Origin of the sequence: Amycolatopsis roodepoortensis (assembly GCF_014873915.1) — a bacterium.
GTDB classification, from domain to species: Bacteria; Actinomycetota; Actinomycetes; order Mycobacteriales; family Pseudonocardiaceae; genus Amycolatopsis; species Amycolatopsis roodepoortensis.
Genome location: NZ_JADBEJ010000001.1, coordinates 169,966 through 188,835 on the forward strand (window position 1 = coordinate 169,966; position 18,870 = coordinate 188,835).

17 protein-coding genes are annotated in these 18,870 nt (G+C 69.2%); 11 read left to right on the forward strand and 6 right to left on the reverse strand.

Annotation, left to right across the window (positions count from 1 at the left end; genetic code table 11):
* Window positions 1-19: 19 nt before the first annotated feature.
* From H4W30_RS00840 to H4W30_RS00865, 6 genes are all read left to right on the forward strand, one after another.
* Window positions 20-676, forward strand: coding sequence for a TetR family transcriptional regulator (locus tag H4W30_RS00840; protein ID WP_192741030.1), 657 nt, complete (start codon window positions 20-22; stop codon window positions 674-676).
* Window positions 677-781: 105 nt separating this feature from the next.
* Window positions 782-1,486, forward strand: coding sequence for a hypothetical protein (locus tag H4W30_RS00845; protein ID WP_192741031.1), 705 nt, complete (start codon window positions 782-784; stop codon window positions 1,484-1,486).
* Between the two features lie 364 nt (window positions 1,487-1,850).
* Window positions 1,851-2,957: a Re/Si-specific NAD(P)(+) transhydrogenase subunit alpha gene (locus H4W30_RS00850; protein ID WP_192741032.1), complete on the forward strand. Its 1,107-nt coding sequence runs from the start codon at window positions 1,851-1,853 to the stop codon at window positions 2,955-2,957.
* Window positions 2,957-3,256 carry an NAD(P) transhydrogenase subunit alpha gene (locus H4W30_RS00855; protein WP_007032801.1) on the forward strand — a complete coding sequence of 100 codons (300 nt, stop codon included), beginning with the start codon at window positions 2,957-2,959 and terminating at the stop codon, window positions 3,254-3,256. Before H4W30_RS00850 ends, H4W30_RS00855 begins: the two co-directional genes overlap by 1 nt.
* On the forward strand, window positions 3,253-4,638 hold the full coding sequence (locus H4W30_RS00860) for an NAD(P)(+) transhydrogenase (Re/Si-specific) subunit beta (RefSeq protein WP_192741033.1): 1,386 nt from the start codon (window positions 3,253-3,255) through the stop codon (window positions 4,636-4,638). Before H4W30_RS00855 ends, H4W30_RS00860 begins: the two co-directional genes overlap by 4 nt.
* A complete protein-coding gene (locus H4W30_RS00865; RefSeq protein WP_192741034.1) occupies window positions 4,635-5,384 on the forward strand; it encodes a lipoate--protein ligase family protein in 750 nt (249 codons plus the stop codon). The genes H4W30_RS00860 and H4W30_RS00865 overlap by 4 nt, the downstream gene beginning before the upstream one ends.
* Before the next feature lie 103 nt (window positions 5,385-5,487).
* Here the strand turns inward: H4W30_RS00865 and H4W30_RS00870 are convergent, their stop codons facing one another.
* A complete protein-coding gene (locus H4W30_RS00870) occupies window positions 5,488-6,192 on the reverse strand; it encodes an Lsr2 dimerization domain-containing protein (RefSeq protein WP_192741035.1) in 705 nt (234 codons plus the stop codon).
* A gap of 155 nt (window positions 6,193-6,347) precedes the next feature.
* On the opposite strand from H4W30_RS00870, the gene H4W30_RS00875 reads away from it, so the two are divergent.
* Window positions 6,348-7,721 (forward strand): dihydrolipoyl dehydrogenase family protein, encoded by a 1,374-nt coding sequence (locus tag H4W30_RS00875; protein ID WP_318780498.1) that lies wholly within the window; start codon window positions 6,348-6,350, stop codon window positions 7,719-7,721.
* Here the strand turns inward: H4W30_RS00875 and H4W30_RS00880 are convergent.
* Complete coding sequence (locus H4W30_RS00880; protein ID WP_192741037.1) at window positions 7,718-9,151, reverse strand: hypothetical protein; 1,434 nt, start codon at window positions 9,149-9,151, stop codon at window positions 7,718-7,720. The genes H4W30_RS00875 and H4W30_RS00880 overlap by 4 nt on opposite strands.
* A 193-nt stretch (window positions 9,152-9,344) precedes the next feature.
* Here H4W30_RS00880 and H4W30_RS00885 point away from each other — a divergent pair, with 193 nt between their 5' ends.
* From H4W30_RS00885 to H4W30_RS00900, 4 genes are all read left to right on the forward strand, one after another.
* Window positions 9,345-10,817: a S8 family serine peptidase gene (locus H4W30_RS00885; RefSeq protein WP_192741038.1), complete on the forward strand. Its 1,473-nt coding sequence runs from the start codon at window positions 9,345-9,347 to the stop codon at window positions 10,815-10,817.
* A gap of 397 nt (window positions 10,818-11,214) precedes the next feature.
* A complete protein-coding gene (locus tag H4W30_RS00890; RefSeq protein WP_091599164.1) occupies window positions 11,215-11,718 on the forward strand; it encodes a DUF3145 domain-containing protein in 504 nt (167 codons plus the stop codon).
* Between the two features lie 41 nt (window positions 11,719-11,759).
* Entirely contained in the window at window positions 11,760-12,353 is a 594-nt protein-coding gene (locus H4W30_RS00895) for a hypothetical protein (protein ID WP_192741039.1), read from the forward strand.
* A 65-nt stretch (window positions 12,354-12,418) separates the two neighbouring features.
* Window positions 12,419-14,779 carry a cation-translocating P-type ATPase gene (locus H4W30_RS00900; RefSeq protein ID WP_192741040.1) on the forward strand — a complete coding sequence of 787 codons (2,361 nt, stop codon included), beginning with the start codon at window positions 12,419-12,421 and terminating at the stop codon, window positions 14,777-14,779.
* Window positions 14,780-15,003: 224 nt separating this feature from the next.
* On the opposite strand, the gene H4W30_RS00905 is transcribed toward H4W30_RS00900, so the two are convergent.
* From H4W30_RS00905 to H4W30_RS00920, 4 genes are all read right to left on the reverse strand, one after another.
* Window positions 15,004-16,254 carry a beta-ketoacyl-[acyl-carrier-protein] synthase family protein gene (locus H4W30_RS00905; RefSeq protein WP_034311114.1) on the reverse strand — a complete coding sequence of 417 codons (1,251 nt, stop codon included), beginning with the start codon at window positions 16,252-16,254 and terminating at the stop codon, window positions 15,004-15,006.
* Between the two features lie 40 nt (window positions 16,255-16,294).
* Window positions 16,295-16,540, reverse strand: a complete 246-nt coding sequence (locus H4W30_RS00910; protein ID WP_004559006.1) for an acyl carrier protein — start codon at window positions 16,538-16,540, stop codon at window positions 16,295-16,297.
* Between the two features lie 68 nt (window positions 16,541-16,608).
* Window positions 16,609-17,592 (reverse strand): beta-ketoacyl-ACP synthase III, encoded by a 984-nt coding sequence (locus H4W30_RS00915; RefSeq protein ID WP_125692366.1) that lies wholly within the window; start codon window positions 17,590-17,592, stop codon window positions 16,609-16,611.
* Entirely contained in the window at window positions 17,589-18,515 is a 927-nt protein-coding gene (locus H4W30_RS00920) for an ACP S-malonyltransferase (protein WP_318780499.1), read from the reverse strand. Before H4W30_RS00920 ends, H4W30_RS00915 begins: the two co-directional genes overlap by 4 nt.
* Between the last annotated feature and the right edge of the window lie 355 nt (window positions 18,516-18,870).

The following is an 18,870-nucleotide window of genomic DNA, read 5'->3' on the forward strand; positions in this document are numbered from 1 at the left end:
GAGAGGAGGGTGATGTGACGTGGGTGATAGTGCGGAGGCGATTACGCTGTCCGTCGTGACAACGGAGCCCGTTTCCCGGCAGGAGCGCAAGCAGCGCACACGGCAGGCGCTGCTGGACGCCGCCCTGGACTTGGTGGCGGAACGAGGGTTCTCCGGGCTCAGCCTGCGCGAGGTGGCGAAGCAGGCCGGGATCGTGCCGACGGCGTTCTACCGGCATTTCGCGTCGATGGACGAGCTGGGTGTGGCGCTCGTCGAGGAGTCGATGCGCACGCTGCGCACGATGATCCGGTCGGCACGCACCCGACCGGCCGCGTACAACGACATGATCAAAACGTCCGTGCGCATCCTGCGCGAACACGTCCGGGCGCACGAGGACCACTTCCATTTCCTGACCAGGGAGCGTTACGGCGGCACCGGACCGGTCCGGCAGGCGATCGCGTTCGAGCTCAAGCTCTTCGTCAGCGAACTCGCCGTCGACCTCGCGCGGTTCGACTTCCTCCGCGAATGGAGCACCGAAGATCTCCATCTGCTCGCCGACCTGATCGTGACGACCATGCTCACGACGGTGCTGGAGCTGCTCGAAACCCCTTCGCGTGACGAAGAGACCGTGCGCACGGCCGAACGGCGGCTGCGGCTGATCTTCCTGGGCGTGCCGAACTGGCGCAGCGTTCCGTGATGCGGAAAGCGCTGTCGTACCAGGCGGGCGGCGTAACCCACTTGTCTTCTGTGGACGGTTCCGGGAATCTGTCCTGTTCTGCGAAGACCTAGGGAAGGATCGTCGGTGCGGCACTACGCTTATTCGGGCGCCTGGCATGGTCGACACCATTCGATGAAGGTGGCGGTCGAGGTCCGGCGGGCTCGACTCGGCGGCCGGGACTGGCGAGTGATCTGCCCGACCGACGGAACCGCCAACGCGGGACTATGGGCCGACGACCATTGGCGAGAGCTTCACGTCGATCGCCGGGCCGCGTACCGCATCGGCGTGTTGTGGCTGCTGGCAGCACGGTCCAAGCACACCATCATCTACTTGCCGCTGCGCCACGGCAGGCGCCTCGCCCTCCCCGAACACGGCGACGGCCGGCGGCTCGACCTGGTCCTGAGTCACCACAGCCTGCAGCTGCGAGCCTCGTCGTGGCCGCGGTTGCGCTCCGCCCTCGGCCGCGGTCTCCGTCAGACCGCGGAAGTCCCAGCGGCCTATCTACCGGATCCGGCAGGCATCGACTACGCGGCCCGGCACCACCGGAAGAACCGGGACCGGCTGCGCGAGCACATCCACGGCGACACCCTGTTCCTGACCGGCAGCACACCTGTCTTCCGGCACACCGCCGACAAGTTCTTCGACATCGCCTTCGGCGCACCCGGGGCCGCGCCCGGTGAAGAGGCGCCGAACCACGGCTGCACCCAGTTCCACTGGGCCGAGGGCATCCTCAGTAACACCGACGGTATCCACGTGCGACACCGCTCGCGTTGGCTGGCGGCCGGCTAGCCGACCGCGGGCACGGGCGGACCCATGGCCGCGCCACGGCGGCTTCCTGCTCCCACACGCTGCCCACATCGAGGGAGGCCTCGCCGTCAGGATCGAATGCCCGGATCCGGCTGATATCGCGTGGATCCCGGCGCAGGACGAACTTCCCGAGCCGCTCACGGCTGGCGATCACGAGAGTGCGGTGCCGCACTCTCGTTCGCCGTAACCCCTTATGACGTCGCGCACCTGGATCGATGGCTGGATCGATCGTGATGAGCGATGTCACGGAAAGATGCCGTCCGGATACGTTCAGCCAGGAAAGTTGTCGGCCGGGCGTGGTAAGAAGTGCGGGTTCGTGTGGTCCTCTCCAGCGAGGAGGTCGCCTGTGGCGGCAGAGAACGAGCAGCTCACGGTCGGTGTGGTCCGGGAAACCGGACAAGGCGAACGCCGTATCGCGCTGGTACCGAAACTCATCGAGCGCGTTTCCGGACGCGGACTGCGGGTGGTGGTCGAGCCCGGCGCGGGCGCCGGCGCGCTGCTCGCCGACGAGACCTTCGAGCAGGCGGGAGCGGTGATCGGCGATCCGTGGGATGCCGACATCGTGGTGAAGGTGGCGCCTCCGAGCGCGGCCGAAGTCGCGAAGCTCAAACAGGGCACCATTCTCATCGGCTTCCTGAATCCGAGGGGTGATCCCGACGGGATAGCCGCGCTCGAATCGGCGGGCGTCCGCGCCTTCGCCGTCGAGGCGATCCCGCGGATCTCCCGCGCGCAGGCGATGGACGCGTTGTCGTCGCAGAGCAGCGTCGCGGGCTATCGCGCGGTCCTGCTCGCGGCGGAGAAGCTCACCCGCTTCTTCCCGATGCTCACCACCGCCGCGGGGACGGTGCCACCGGCGAAGGTGCTCGTGCTCGGTGCCGGTGTCGCCGGGCTGCAGGCCTTGGCGACGGCGAAACGGCTCGGCGCGCAGACCACCGGGTACGACGTCCGGCCAGAGGTCGGCGAGCAGGTGAAGTCGCTCGGCGCGAAATTCCTCGACCTCGGCATCGAGGCGGTCGGTGAAGGCGGGTACGCCCGCGAGCTGACCGACGAGGAAAAGGCCGAGCAGCAACGCAGGCTCACCGAGGCGATCACGAGGTTCGACGTCGTGATCACCACCGCGCTCGTCCCCGGCCGCCGGGCACCGGTCCTCGTCACCGCCGACGCGGTGAAGGGGATGCCCGCCGGTGGTGTCGTGGTCGACCTCGCCGGTGAGTCCGGCGGCAACTGCGAACTGACGAAACCGGGCGAGGAGGTCGTCGAGCACGACGTCACCATCTGCTCGCCGCTCAACCTCGCCGCGGAGATGCCCGCGCATTCCAGCGAGCTCTACGCGCGCAACGTCACCGAGTTGCTCGAACTGCTCGTCGACTCCGAAGGCAAGCTCGCGCTCGACTTCTCCGACGAGATCGTCGCCGGGGCCTGCGTTGCCGGAAAAGAAGAAGGGGGCGAGTGATGCTCGTAGGCAGTTTGGCGATCCTCGTACTCGCCGGATTCGTGGGTTTCACGGTCATCTCCAAGGTGCCCAACACGTTGCACACCCCGCTCATGTCGGGCACCAACGCGATCCACGGCATCGTCCTGCTGGGCGGGCTGATCGTGCTCGGCCTCGGGGTCGACGGCGTACTGAACAAGATCCTGCTGGTGATCGCGATCGCCTTCGGCACGATCAACGTGGTCGGCGGCTTCCTCGTCACCGACCGGATGCTCTCGATGTTCAAGGCGAAGAAGCCGGAAGACGGTGGTGACAAGTGACGACCTTCATCGCCGTCCTCTACATCATTTCCTTCGCACTGTTCATCTACGGCCTCATGGGCCTGACCGGTCCGCGCACCGCGGTCCGCGGCAACTGGATCGCCGCGGTCGGCATGGCCATCGCGGTGATCGCGACGCTCCTGACGCCGGGCATGAGCAACTGGCTGCTCATCGCGCTCGGCGTCGCGATCGGTGTCGTCGTCGGCGTGCCGTCCGCGCGCAAGGTGAAGATGACCGCGATGCCGCAGATGGTGGCGCTGTTCAACGGCGTCGGCGGCGGAGCGGTCGCGCTCATCGCGTGGGTCGAGTTCCGCACCACCGAGGGCTACGCACACGAGCCCGCGTACGTCGCGATCGCGTCGTTGTTCGCCGCGATCGTCGGATCGGTGTCCTTCTGGGGCTCGAACATCGCGTTCGGGAAACTGCAGGAACTCATCTCCGGCCGCCCGATCACCTTGGGCAAACTGCAGCAGCCGGTGAACGCACTGGTGCTGATCGCCGCGATCGTCCTCGCGGTGGTCATCGCGAGCGGTGGTGACAACGAACTGCTGATGATCGGCCTGCTGGTCGCGGCGGGCGTGCTCGGCGTGGTGGTCGTGCTGCCGATCGGCGGCGCGGACATGCCGGTCGTCATCTCGTTGCTCAACGCGCTCACCGGATTGTCGGCCGCGGCCATGGGCCTCGCGCTCGACAACACCGCGCTGATCGTGGCCGGCATGATCGTCGGCGCCTCGGGTTCGATCCTCACGAACCTGATGGCGAAGGCGATGAACCGGTCGATCCCGGCCATCGTCGCCGGCGGGTTCGGCGGCGGCACGGCGGTCGCGAGCGGCGGATCCGGCGAGGTCCGGCCGGTTCGCAGCACCTCCGCGTCCGACACCGCGATCCAGATGGCGTACGCCAACAAGGTCGTCGTCGTGCCTGGCTACGGCATGGCCGTCGCGCAGGCGCAGCACGTGGTCCGCGAGATGGCGAAACTGCTGGAGGCCAAGGGGATCACGGTCGCGTACGCCATCCACCCGGTGGCCGGCCGGATGCCGGGGCACATGAACGTGCTCCTCGCCGAGGCCGACGTCCCGTACGAGCAGCTCAAGGAGATGGACGAGATCAACTCCGAGTTCGCCCAGACCGACGTCGCGCTGGTGATCGGCGCGAACGACGTCACGAACCCGGCCGCGGAGACCGATCCGGGCTCGCCCATCTACGGGATGCCGATCCTCAAGGTGAACCACAGCCGGTCGGTGATCGTGCTCAAACGCGGGATGAGCTCGGGCTTCGCCGGTATCGACAACGAGCTCTTCTACGATGCGAAGACCAGCATGCTCTTCGGCGACGCCAAATCGTCGGTGGGCGAGATCGTGGAGGAACTCAAAGCACTGTGACCGGTCCCTCGGAAGTCGTCGCCTCGTTCGACGACCCGGCCGACAACCTCGCGTTCGACGAAGCCCTCCTGCGTGCCGCACCGGAGGCGCCGGTCCTGTGGATCTGGCGCAACACCGACTGTGTGGTCGTGGGGCGGGGGCAGAAGATCGAACGCGAGGTCAAGGCCGACGTCTGCGCGAGCGACGGCGTCCCGGTGCTGCGCCGGGCCAGCGGTGGCGGCACCGTGTTCCACGATCCCGGCAATCTCAACATCACGCTCGTCCTGCCGGGGCTCGGTCTGTCGGACAAGTCCGCCAGACCTCTGGAAGCGCTCGGGGAACTGATGACCGCGACGGTGGCCGAACTCGGGCTGCCGTCGCGGCTCGGTGATCGAGGGCTGTTCGTCGGTGACGCGAAGCTGTGCGGTTTCGCCGTGTTCCGGACGAGAACGGGCTTGCTCGCGCATTCGACGCTGCTCGTCTCGACGGCTTCGGAACGGGTCGGCCGGTACCTCACTTCGGCACCCGCGGATCCCCGTCCGCTCGACTCCCACCGGAGCCCGGTCGCGTCGCTCGCCGAGCATGGCCTGCGCAAAGGTGTTGCCGAAGTCACGGCCGCGGTCCGCGTGGCGGCGGCCGCGCAACTGGGTGAACTCTCCACCCGGAAGCCCTCGGCCGAGGAGCTGGAGCGGCATCGCTCGCTTCAGCACACGCGGTACCACTACCCGGAATGGCATGCCGAAGGCGCTCAACGTCCGGCCTCGTGAGTGGTAAGGACGGTTAGAACCGTCATTGCCACTCACGAGACTTAACACAAATCGGCCCCCTTCGCTCAATTACGCGAAGGGGGCCGATTTGTATTTCGTGGAATTACTTTTCCGTGGCCGAGAAAGTGACGGCGGGCACCTTGCGAGCGGCGCGCGCGGTCTTCTTCGGCTCGGCGGCCTTCTTCGCCGGAGCCTTGGCCGCGGCCTTCGGAGCGGCCTTGGCGGGGGACGTCTTCGCGGCCGCGGTCTTCGGAGCCGCCTTCGCGGTGGTCGTCTTGGCGGCGGCCTTCGGCGCGGCCTTGGCCGGGGTCTTCGCCGCGGCCGCGGCCTTCGCACGACCGGCGGGCGCCTTGGCCGCCGTGGTCTTCGCCGCCGTGCCGCGGGTCGACTTCGCCTTGGCCGCAGTGGCTTTCGCCGTGGTCTTGGCCGGAGCCTTGGCCTCCGCCTTGGGGGCGGCGGCCTTCTTGGCGGCGGCGGGCTTGCGGCCGGCGACACCCTTCGCGGCGGGCTTGCGGCCCGGCTTCGCGGCCGTCTTCGACTCGGCCTTCGCGGCGGTGGCCGCGGTCTTCGGCGTCGACTTGGTCACGCGCGTGCCCTTGGGCCGCTGCACGACCCGCGGCCGCAGTTTGCGTCCGCCGATCCGGCGGCCGTTCTCCACATAGGCACGCAGGATTTCCCGGAGTGCGGTGGCGTTGTCGGCCGAAAGGTCGATGTCGTAAGCGATTCCGTCCAAACCGAATGCGACCGTTTCCTCGGCCGCCTCGCCGGTCAGATCATCCAGCAAATGCACAGCAGTGTTCCTGGCCATGAAAAACCTCCCGCGCTCGATCGTTCTACTGCGTAACCGGCACGGCGAAACCTGACCCGCGGCTGATGACTCACGCAGCGACACGAGGATAGCGGCAGGTTGCGCGAAGCTGCGCGGTGGTGTGCGCTGAATGCATGTCAGCACAGGATTTTGACGTGATCGTGATCGGAGGCGGCCCGGTCGGCGAGGTCGCCGCCGAACGGGCAGCGCGGGGCGGCCTCCGGGTCGCGCTCGTCGAACACGAACGCTTCGGCGGCGAATGTTCTTACTGGGCCTGCATTCCGAGCAAGGCGCTGCTGCGGCCGGGGAACCTCCTCGCCGCCGCCAAACGGGTTCCCGGCGTCCCGGTGGGCGACGCGGTCGACCCGGCCGAGGTGTTCGCGCGCCGGGACTGGTTCACCGGCAAGGGAGACGACACCGGACAGGTCAAGTGGGCGGAAGGCGTCGGGATCGTCCCGATCCGCGGCCACGGACGGATCACCGGTGAGCGGGAGATCACGGTCGACGGCGGTGACGTGCTGACCGCGCGGCACGCGGTGATCGTCGCCACGGGCAGCGTCCCGCGGACACCGTCGATCCCCGGGCTGGACACCGTTTCCCCGTGGGGTTCGCGAGAGGCGACTTCGGCGGAGAAGGTTCCGGGACGGCTCGGCGTACTGGGCGGTGGTGTCGTCGGAGTCGAAATGGCGCAGGCCTTCGCCACGCTCGGCGCCGAAGTCCACCTGATCATCTCGGGTGAACGTCCGTTGCCGCGGCTGCCGGAGTTCGCGGGAGACGCCGTCGTCGCGGGGCTCCGTGAAGCGGGTGTCACCGTGCACACCGGCTCCGGTCTCGACTCCGTGTCCGCTGTGGACGGCGGTAAGGAATTGGCCTTGAAAGGCGGCGAGCGGTTGGTCGTCGACGAATTGCTCGTCGCGACCGGCCGCCGCCCGGCGACCGACGGGCTCGGCGTCGAGACGCTGGGGCTCGAAGCGGGCGCGCCGCTCACGACGGACGACAACGGTCGGGTGTCCGCTGTGGACGGTGGCTGGCTGTTCGCCGTCGGCGACGTCACCGGCCGGGCGCCCCTGACCCATCAGGGCAAATACGCGGCAAGGGCCGCGGGCGACGCGGTGGCCGCGCAGGCGGCGGGCAAGCCCGTCGACTCCGGCGCGTGGAGCGCGCACAGCGCCACGGCCGATCACCACGCCATCCCGCAGGTCGTGTTCACCGACCCGGAGGTCGCTTCGGTCGGGCTCGCCGGGCCGGAGGAGGGCAAGCCGCACCGCGTGGTCGACATCGACATCGCGGTGGCCGGTTCGTCACTGCACGCGGACGGTTACGCGGGCAAGGCGCGGATCGTCGTCGACACCGAACGCGATGTCCTCGTCGGTGCGACCTTCGTAGGGCAGGACGTGGCGGAACTGCTGCACGCGGCGACGATCGCGATCGTCGGGGAGGTCCCGCTGCCGAGGCTGTGGCACGCGGTCCCGTCGTTCCCCACGATCAGCGAGGTGTGGTTGCGCCTTCTGGAGGCGTACGGCCTCTAGCCGTTCACAGGCAGTTCGAGCGCGGCCTTCGCGCCGCGGACGAGGCCGGGATCGTCCGGAGTGGACGGTCCCGGCACCCACACCACCTGGACCAGCCGGACCGACTTCCCGTCGACGCTGCTCTGGTAGGCGGCGCCTTCGAACACCGGGACTTCGCCCTGCCACTGGCCGGTCTCGGTGGCGAGGTCGAGGATGCCGCCCCCGCCGGGGGTGTCGGCGGTGGCCTTGAACGCGGTCGCCTGCCCGGCGTCCGGGAAGTCCACGACGGCGACCGTCACCGCGGCGTTCCGGCCGTCGATGGAGCCGGCGAAACTCGCGCGTTTCACCCCGGCGCAACTCGTCTGCTGGAGGCTCGACTGGACGTCACCGTACGCGTGCGACGCGCACTTCTGATCCGCGGCGGACGCCCGCGAGGTGAACTGGATGCTCTCCACCGCGCTGCTCGGCGGCGGCGGGCTGGTGGACGGCGCCGTCGACGGGGCCGGCGGCGGGGGAGCCTGCGTGGACGCCGTGTCGTCACTGCTGGAAGCGACGCTGATGGCCGCGATCAGCAGCACGATGAGCAGGCCGATCGCGGCGACCGGGAGCCATTTCACCGTCTTGGACTGCTGTGACGTCTTCGGGCCGGGCTCGGCGGGGGCGGCCTCCGGTGGCGGGGGCTTCACGGCGACAGCCTGCTGAACGGGCGGAGCGGCCTTCACCGGCTTGGCGGGCGGAGCGGGCGGCACCGCCGACTTCGTGGGCCTCTTCCCCGGATGCCGCACCGGAACCGTCGGCGCGATCGCGACGAGCGGGTTCTCGCGGATCACCGTCGGCTCGTCGTCGGAATAGGCGCTGAACCCTTCGCCGAGCAACATCTCTTCGGGCATCGGCGGCGCGTCCGGGGCGAGCGCGGCGATCAGCTCGCGCGCCTGCTGGACCGACCGGGGGCTGGGCGCGCTGGCCAGGGAGACCGTCGCGGCGAGCATCGTCGTCGCCGTCGGGTAGAGGACGCGGACCGAGCCGGCGAGATCCGCGGCGGGCTGGTCGACCGTCTCCACGTACGGTCCGACGGCGATGATCGTGCCGATCGGCCCGGCGCCGGGGGCGATGTCCGCGATCCTGTGGGTGCAGGCGGCGGACAGCGAGAGCGCGTCCGTGGCCGGGTTGATCGACGTGTCGCCGTGGACCAGCGGCCAGCCGTCGGCCTTCCACGGCCCGCCGAGCGGGGCTTCGAGCTTCAACGCCGGATCCGGCAGGTCGACGCCGATGACGATGAGGATGCCCTTGGGCATGACGACGACGGCTTCGACGGGCCTGCCGTCGACCGGGCTGGCGCCGATCAAGGCGACCCCGCCGACGACGTTGCTTCCCCGGCCGAGTGAGGCCAGGGCGGCGCGGACGTCCTCGGCCACCCGGGACGGCTGTTGAGCGAGGCGAACGAGTCGCACCGAACCCCTCCCCATCTCGTCGGTCTCGCTGCACAAACTAGCGCCTCCATCCGGAGCAACGGGAAGACACGTCGCAGGTAGGCGAGGTGATGTTGCTCCGAAAAGTTGTAATGCGCGTGAGCACCGTCACCCGTCCGGGTGGTACTCGTTGGTAGGTGACAGTTCCCTGCCCCCTGTCACCAGGAGAAACACCATGGCCGCATTTCGCCACTGGCGTCGACGTGCAGCACTCGTCGTCGCCCTGCTAGCCGTCCCGGCCGCGGGGACGGTCCCCGCGCAGGCCGCGGGACCGCTCGCACCCGTTGCCCCCGGACTCTCCCGGCTGCTCTCCGCCGTCACCGGCGCCACCGGGGTGACCGCGTTCGTGCACGCCGACGACATCGCCACCGCCGAAAGCGCCGCGCGCGCCGCCGGGCTGAAGAAGATCACCTCGTTCGGGAAGATCGGCGTCGTCGCGGTCCGGGGCACGGCGGACCAGGTGCGCGCGGTCCGCGGGGCCGCCGGGGTCACCTACGTCGAAGGCAACGAGAAGCTCAAGGCGCACGGCAGCCCCGGCACCACGGCGACGCGAAGCCTCCAGACCCAGACGCAGCTCAAGGACGCCGGTGGCGCGCCCGTCGACGGCAGGGGCGTCACGGTCGCGGTCATCGACACCGGCGTCGACCCGACGCATCCGGCGTTCAAGGGTGCCGACGGCAAGACGCGGGTCGTGCGCAACCTCAAGAGCCTCTGCCTGAACGGCACCGCCACGAACTGCATCGTCGACGTCCCGACCTCCGTCGACACCGACACGCTCGCCCTCGGCGGCCACGGCACGCACGTCACCGGTATCGCCGCCGGGAACCGGCTGAAGCTGTCCGACGGTACCGAGGTCGGCGGCTCGGCGCCGGGCTCGAAGATCGTTTCGGTCTCGACCGGGGCCGCGCTGCTCGTGCTCGGCACGGACGCGGCGCTGAACTGGGTGCTGGAGAACCACAAGGCGCCCTGTGGCGCGGGCGTCGCGGCGTCGGTGTGCCCGCCGATCAAGGTGACCAACAACTCCTACGGGCCGAGCGGCGGCGGCGCCTTCGACCCGAACTCGGCGACGGTGAAGCTGCAGCGCGCGCTCGCCGCGGAAGGCGTCGTCACGGTCTGGGCGAACGGGAACGACGGCGGCGACGGTTCGGCGAACCTCTCCAACCCGCCGGGACAGGACCCGACGCCGGGCGTGCTCTCCGCGGCGTCGTTCAACGACCAGGGCACCGGCACCCGCGACGGCACGGTCTCCGACTTCTCCTCGCGCGGCCTGAAGACCGACCAGGCGAGCTGGCCCGACGTTTCCGCGCCGGGGGAGAACATCCTCTCGGCGTGCCGTCCGACGCAGCCGATCTGCACGCAGGGCCTCCAGCCCAAGAACGGTCCGGGGCTGCTGGACCTCGGCACCTACAACGTGATCAGCGGGACCTCGATGGCGGCGCCGCAGATCGCCGGGATCGTCGCGCAGCTGTTCCAGGTCGCGCCGAACGCGAGCCCGGGTGACATCGAGGCCGCGATCAAGGGCACGGCGTACAAGTTCGCCGACGGCTCGCCGTACGTGGCGGCCGGGCCGTACACGTCGAGCTTCGACAAGGGCACCGGCCTGGTGGACACCTTCGCCGCGGCGAAGTCCCTCGGCGCCCAGGGCTGACCGAGCGCGCCGGCCGGCGAGTCCGTGAAGGCCCCCTTCCCTCGGCTCAGCCGAGGAAACTCGACCTTCACACCTTCCCGAGTACATGAAGGCCCCCTTCCTTGCGCCTAGGTACAGGAAGGGGGCCTTCATGTACTTCAAGGTGGGCACGCCCCGCCGCTCACTTGAACACCCGCGTGAGGGATCCCTCCGGCGGTGCCCGCGGTGAGGTGGCGGCGACCTTCACGCGAGTCGTGCGTCCCAATCAGGTGCGACTTGTGGTGTTCATGTGGCCAAACAGCACAGTTGGGGTGCACAATGTGCTCACGCGTACCGGGAGGCGGCACGAGCCACCTGACCAGCGCAGCTCGCGAGGTCGTAGGGGAAGACGCCCCTCGTCGAGTAGCGGAGGTCAGCAGTGAGCACCCGTGGCAACACCCGTGGCGTGGTGTACGTCCACTCGTCGCCGTCTGCGGTGTGTCCGCACGTCGAGTGGGCCATTTCGGGCACCCTGGGTGCCCGAGTCGAGTTGAAGTGGACGGCGCAGCCCGCCAGTCCAGGACAGCTCCGCGCCGAATGTGGTTGGCGTGCGCCTTCGGGCACCGGCGGAAAGCTGGCGTCCGCGCTCAAGGCGTGGCCGATGATCCGGTTCGAAGTCACCGAAGAGCCCAGTGCGGGGGTCGACGGAGAGAGGTTCTGTTTCGCTCCGGGCCTCGGCCTGTGGCACGGCAGGACCAGTGCCAACGGCGACATCGTCGTGGGCGAGGACCAGTTGCGCGCCCTGGTGAGCAAGGTCCGCACCGGCGAATCGCTGGCGCACAAGCTCGACGAGCTCCTCGCCGCCAATTGGGACGAAGCGCTCGAACCGTACCGGCACGCCGGTGACGGTGCCCCGGTCACCTGGCTGCACCAAGTCGGGTAGACGCCGGTGATGACGGAGGAGGCGGGCGCTAACCTTTCAGGGTGACCGCCCAGCCTCGCCCCCTCTCTCGCCAGCGGTGGCTGATCCCCGTTCTCGTGGTCGTGATCTCCTTGACCGTCGGCGTGGGGTTGCTGGCACGTGATCTCTACACGCGCCCGGAGGCCGCGCCCACCGAGCCGGTCGTGAGCGAGTCGCCGACGTCCGTCGCTCCGGAGCAGCAGCCCGGCTCGCCCGTCGTCGAGGTGACCCCGGACGTCTTCGCGCATCCGCAGTACCAGAACGTTCGGCAGGTGCTGCAGGGGTATTTCGACGCCATCAACGACCGCGACTATCCGAAGTGGACATCGGTGGTCAGCCGCGAGCGGGCCAAGACCAAGACCGCGGCCGAGTGGCGGAAGGACTACCAGTCCACTCGGGACGGCAGCATCCTCGTCTACCGCGTCGAGCCGGGCACGCCGAACACACTCCGGGCGCTCGTCGCCTTCACCAGTACGCAGGACGTCGAAGACGCGCCGCTGTACCTGCCGGAGGGGTGCATCCGCTGGCGGCTGGTGCTGCCGCTGCGGCTGGAGAGCGGGTCGTGGCGCGTCGACACGACCGACGGCGGGACCAACCCCGAGCACGAAAGATGCTGAAGTAAGGGGTGACATGGTCCCCGAGGCTGACGCGGGCGGGGGCCGGGCGGAATAGAGTCGCGGGCATGGCAATTGATCAGCCGGCCCTGCTGACCGACGCCTCGAGGGGGCTCACCAGCGAAGAGGTCGCCCAGCGGGTGGCCGCGGGCCAGACCAACACGGTCTCGACGAAGACCAGCCGGACGACCGGCGAAATCATCCGGGCGAACGTCTTCACCCGGATCAACGCGATCTACGGCGTGCTGTTCGTGCTCATCCTGTCGACGGGCTACTTCATCGACGGGTTGTTCGGCGGGCTGATCATCGTCAACAGCGCGGTCGGCATCATCCAGGAACTCCGGGCGAAACGGACACTGGAACGGCTCGCGATCGTCGGGCAGGCGAAGCCGACCGTCCGCCGTGACGGGCAGAGCAGCGAGATCGCCCCGGAAGACGTCGTGCTCGGGGACCTCGTCGAGCTGGGGCCCGGCGACAAGATCGTCGTCGACGGCCCGGCGTTGACGGCCGACGCGCTGGAGGTCGACGAATCGCTGCTGACCGGTGAATCCGATCCGGTGGTCAAGCAGCCCGGTGACAAGGTGCTGTCCGGCAGCTTCGTCGTCGCCGGCAGCGGCACCTACCGCGCGGACATCATCGGCGACGAGTCCTACGCGGCGAAGCTGGCCGCGGAGGCCAGCAAGTTCACCCTGGTGAAATCGGAACTGCGCCAGGGCATCGACAAGATCCTCAAGTTCATCACGTACCTGCTCATCCCGGCGGGCGCGCTGACGATCTACAACCAGCTCGCGGGCGACCAGGCGTGGCCGGACGCGCTGCGCGGCATGGTCGCGGCGCTCGTGCCGATGGTGCCCGAGGGCCTGGTGCTGATGACCAGCGTCGCGCTGGCGGTCGGGGTCATCCGGCTGGGCAAACGCCAGTGCCTGGTGCAGGAACTCCCGGCGATCGAGGGGCTCGCCAGGGTCGACGTGGTGTGCGCGGACAAGACCGGCACGCTCACCGAGAACGCGATGCGGCTTTCCGAGGTCCGGGAGATCACGCCGGGCCGTCCGGTGGACGACGTGCTCGCCGCGCTCGCCGCCGCCGATCCGCGCCCGAACGCGAGCCTGCAGGCGATCGCGGAGGCGCATCGGACCGATCCGGGCTGGCGGGTCTCCACGACCATGCCGTTCTCCTCGGCGCGCAAGTGGAGCGGCGCGTCGTTCGACGGCCACGGCGACTGGGTGCTCGGCGCGGCGGATGTCCTGCTGCCCGAGGGCGAGCACCGGACGGAGGCCGAGAAGATCGGTTCGCGCGGGCTGCGGGTCCTGCTGCTGGGCCGGGCCGAGCGGGCCGTCGACGCGGCCGAAGGCCCCGGCGAGATCGAACCGGTCGCGCTCGTGGTGCTGGAGCAGAAGGTCCGCCCGGACGCGAAGGACACGCTGGACTTCTTCGCGCACCAGGACGTCGCGGTCAAGGTCATCTCCGGTGACAACGCCATTTCGGTGGGCGCCGTCGCGGGCACGCTGGACCTGCCGGGCGCCGACAAGCCCATCGACGCGCGGAAGCTGCCGGACGACGCGGAGAAGCTGGCCGACACCGTCGAGGATCGCGCCGTCTTCGGCCGCGTGACGCCGTTGCAGAAACGCGCGATGGTCGGTGCCCTGCAGTCGAAGGGGCACACCGTCGCGATGACCGGCGACGGCGTGAACGACGTCCTCGCGCTGAAGGACGCGGACATCGGCGTCGCCATGGGCGCCGGCAGCCCGGCCACCCGCGCGGTCGCGCAGATCGTGCTGCTGGACGACAAGTTCGCCACCCTGCCGCACGTCGTCGCCGAGGGGCGGCGGGTGATCGGCAACATCGAGCGCGTCTCGAACCTGTTCCTCACCAAGACGGTCTACTCGGTACTGCTGGCGCTGATGGTCGGTATCGCGCAGGTGCCGTTCCCGTTCCTGCCGCGGCACATCACGATCACCGCGTGGTTCACGATCGGCCTGCCCGCCTTCGTGCTCTCGCTGGCGCCGAACAACGAGCGCGCCCGCACCGGCTTCGTCGGGCGGGTGATGCGGATGGCCGTCCCGGCCGGGCTGGTCATCGCCACCGCGACGTTCGTGAGCTACCTGCTGGTGTACAAGGGATCCGGACAGTCCGAACTGGACAAGATCCAGGCGGGCACGACCGCGCTGATCACGCTCATCACGATCGCGCTGTGGGTGCTCGGGATCGTCGCGCGGCCGTACCGGTGGTGGAAGATCCTGCTGATCGGCGGGATGGTCGTGCTGACGCTCGCGTTGTTCCTGATCCCGTTCACGCAGAAGTTCTTCGCGCTGGACCCGAGCGTGAGCGCGTACACGCTGTCGGCGTTCGCCTGCGCCGGGGTGGGGATCGTGCTGGTGGAGGCCGCCTGGTGGATCGGGCGGCATCTGGTCAAGCGCCAGGAGGCCTGACCGGGGAGTTCGCGAAGGAACGCCCCCTTCGTGACCTCCGGGGACCGCCACGGTGGGCCAGAGCGTGTCGCGAAAGCCACTTTCGCAACCTTCAACGTTGCGAAAGTGGCTTTCGCGACACGCCTGACTCGGTGAGCGGACCAAGCTGCCCGCGCCAACCAGAAATACGTGAAGGCCCCCTTCACTGCGCTAGACGCAGTGAAGGGGGCCTTCACGTACTTAAATCAGGCCGCCGGGGTGAACAGCAGCGCCGTGTTGTGCCCGCCGAAACCGAACGAGTTGCTGATCGCCGCGCCCAGCTCGACCTTGCGCGCCTCACCGGAGACGACGTCGAGCTGCACCTTCGGGTCCAGGTCTTCGAGGTTCAGCGTCGCCGGGATGAGCCCGTGGTAGATCGCCAGGATCGTGGCGATGCCCTCGACCGCGCCCGCACCGCCGACCAGGTGGCCGAGCGCGCCCTTGGGAGCGGTGACCACGACGTGCTCACCGATGGCCTTGCGGATCGCCGCGGCCTCGCCGACGTCGCCGACGACCGTCGAGGTCGCGTGCGCGTTGACGTGGCCGACGTCGGCAGGGGAGACCCCGGCCATCGTCATCGCCTGCCGCATGGCGGCGATCTGGCCGACGCCCTCCGGGTGGTTGCCCGTGATGTGGTACGCGTCCGACGTGATCCCGTACCCGCTCAGCTGCGCGTAGATCCGCGCGTTGCGGGCCTTGGCGCGGTCCGCCCGCTCCAGGATCACGACGCCGGAGCCCTCGCCGAGGACGAAACCGTCACGGTTCACGTCGAACGGCCTGGACGCCTTGGTCGGGTCGTCGTTGCGCGTGGACACCGTCCGCGCCTGGGCGAAACCGGCGAGGGTGATCGGGTGGATGCACGATTCGGCACCACCGGCGACCACGACGTCGGCACGGCCAGAGCGGATCATCTCGTAGCCGGCGGCGATCCCTTCCGCGCCCGACGCGCAGGCCGACGCGGGCGAGTGCACACCGGCACGCGCCTTCAGGTCGATCCCGACGTGAGCGGCGGGGCCGTTCGGCATCAGCATCGGCACGGTCAGCGGGGAGACCTTGCGGAGTCCCTGCTTGTGCAGAAGGTCGTTCTGGGAGATGAGGGTGACCGGACCGCCGACACCGGTACCGATGGTCACCCCGAGGCGCTCGGGTTCCACATCCTGATGCTCGTCGGTCGGCTGCTCGAAGCCCGCGTCCGCCCAAGCCTGCCGGGCGGCGATGAGAGCCACCTGCTCACAGCGGTCCAGCCGCCGGGCCTGGACCCGCGGCAGGACTTCGGACGGGTCGACGGCGAGCATGGCGCCGATCTTCACCGGCAGTTCGAGTTCGTCGACCCAGTCGGCTTCGATGCGGCGGATCCCGCTCGCCCCGGCGAGCAGGCCGTCCCACGTGGACGCGACGTCCCCGCCGAGCGGCGTGGTCGCGCCCATCCCGGTGATCACGACGTCGATGTTGCTCATTGGAGTCTCCCCAAGGTCGGCGCCATTCAAGAAGTCGGACTTACTTGGAGTTGGCCGACACGTAGTTCACCGCGTCGCCAACGGTCTTCAGGTTCGCCAGCTCGTCGTCCGGGATCTTGACGCCGAACTTGTCCTCGGCCTGGACAGCGATCTCCACCATGGACAGCGAGTCGATGTCGAGGTCGTCCACGAAGGACTTCTCGGCGGTCACGTCGTCCTGCGCCACACCGGCGACCTCTTCGACGATCTCGGCGAGGCCGGCGAGGATCTCTGCGTTGTCTGCCACTGGTTGTTCCCTTCTCGGTGATGCTTTCGGCTGCCCCGCGGACACGGTGCCCGCGGGGGAAGTATTCATCACGGGCAGACGAAGGCCTGGCCCGCGTAGGAGAGTCCGGCCCCGAAGCCCACGGCGAGCACGACGTCGCCCGTCTTGACGGTCCCGGCCTTGCGCATGTGGTCCAGCGCCAGCGGAATCGACGCGGACGAGGTGTTGCCCGAGTACTTGATGTCGTCGGCGACGACCATGTCCTCGCGGGCACCCTTGGCACGCAGCTTCTTCGCGATGGCCTCGACGATGCGCAGGTTGGCCTGGTGCGGGATGAGAACGTCCACATCGGACGGTTCGAGCCCGGCCAGTTCCAGCGCCTGCATGGCGATCGGCGCGATCTGCGTGGTCGCCCAGCGGAAGACCGACTGGCCCTCCTGGTAGATCCACTTGTCGTCGCGCATGTAGATCAGGTCGACGTGTTCGCCCGCGCTGCCCCAGGCGACCGGGCCGATCTGCGGGGTGTCGGCCGCGCCGACCACCGCCGCGCCCGCGCCGTCGGCGAAGATGATCGCGTTCGCGCGGTCGACCGGGTCGACGTGGTCGGTGAGCTTCTCGGCGCCGATGACGAGCGCCTTCTTCGCGCTGCCCGCGCGGATCAGGTCCGAGGCGACGCCGATGCCGTAGCAGAACCCGGCGCAGGCGGCGTTGAGGTCGAACGCGGCCGGATGCGTGATGCCGATCCGGTCGGCCACCTGTGCGGCGGCGTTCGGGATCTGGGTGGGCATCGTGCAGTTCGGCAGGATGACCGTGTCCACTTCGGACGGGTCCACGCCGGCGTCGGCCAGCGCGGCGGTGCCCGCCTTGACCGCCATGTCGACCAGCGACTCGTCCTTCTCGGCGAACCGGCGCTCGATGATGCCGACCCGCTCGCGGATCCACTGGTCGTTGGTGTCCATGATCTTCGAGAGATCGTCGTTGGTCACGATCTTCTCGGGCTGGAAGCTCCCGACACCGAGGATGCGGGTCCCGGCGGCGCCCGGCGCCTGCCGCAAAGTGGATCGGTCGGTCACGAAGCGTCCTCCTGCCCCTGAAGCTTCGCCAGCTCGGCAGGCGTCTTCAGAGCGATCGTGGTGGTCACGGTTCCCTTGAGCTGCCGCTTGACCAGCCCGGTCAGCGTGCCCGCCGGCGGGAGTTCGAGCGTCGAGGTGACGCCCGCGGCGACCAGACCGTCCATGGTCAGGTCCCAGCGCACCGGGTTCGTGACCTGCTCGACCAGCCGGCCGAGGTACTCGGCCCCGCTGGTGACGACCTGGCCGTCGGCGTTCGACAGCAGCGGACGCGTCGGATCCGCCGGGGTGATCTTCTCAGCGTGGGTGGCCAGCGCTTCACGCGCGGGTGCCATGTAGGAGGTGTGGAACGCGCCCGCGACCTTGAGCGCGCGGACCTTCGTGCCCTCCAGCGGCTCGGCGACGATCTTCTCGATCGCGCCGGCGGCGCCGGAGGCGACGATCTGGCCGGCGCCGTTGCGGTTCGCCGCGGCGAGACCGTGGCTCTCGAGCCACGCGACGACCTGCTCCGGGTCGCCGAGCATGACCGCGGCCATGCTGGTGGGCTCCAGCGCGCAGGCCTTCGCCATCTCCGCGCCGCGGACGGCGGCCAGGGCGACGGCGTCCTCCGGGCTCAGCACCCCGGCGATGGCGGCGGCCGCCAGCTCGCCGACGGAGTGACCGGCGACCGGCGCGTCCGCGGCGACCGGGGCCTCCCGCTGAAGGTGCTCGAACGCCAGCAGTGACAGCGCCACGATCAGCGGCTGCGTGATCGCGGTGTCCTGGATCTCTTCGGCGTCCGCTTCGGTGCCGAGGCGGACAAGGTCGAGACCGGCCCGCTCGGACCAGGCTTCGACGCGCGCGCGGGCGCCGTCGAGCTCGAGCCAAGGGGAGAGCATGCCTGGGGCTTGGGAACCCTGACCGGGGGCGAGGACTGCAACTGTCACCCCATTAGAGAACACTCTCGGCCACCATGGTCGTGATGCCGACGCTCACCAAGTCCGGCCGACGTAATTGTCGGAACCCTCCAAAAGCGCCTTCCTGATCTCCGCGCTTAACCCAAAAGCCTTGTCGGGTTCAACCAGCTTTCCCTATGAGGTCCATCACTGCGCAGAGTCACCAACCGCTTCGGGTCGCGTGGGTCGCGAGTGGCGTTTCGGGTTTGTGTCCCTACTGCGGGCACGGGTGGCGTTTTCGGAGCTCACCTGTACTGCCGGGGTCCTGTTGGGTGCTGGGCAGGGGTTGCGAAAGCCACTTTCGCAACCTTCAACGTTGCGAAAGTGGCTTTCGCAACCCCTGCCG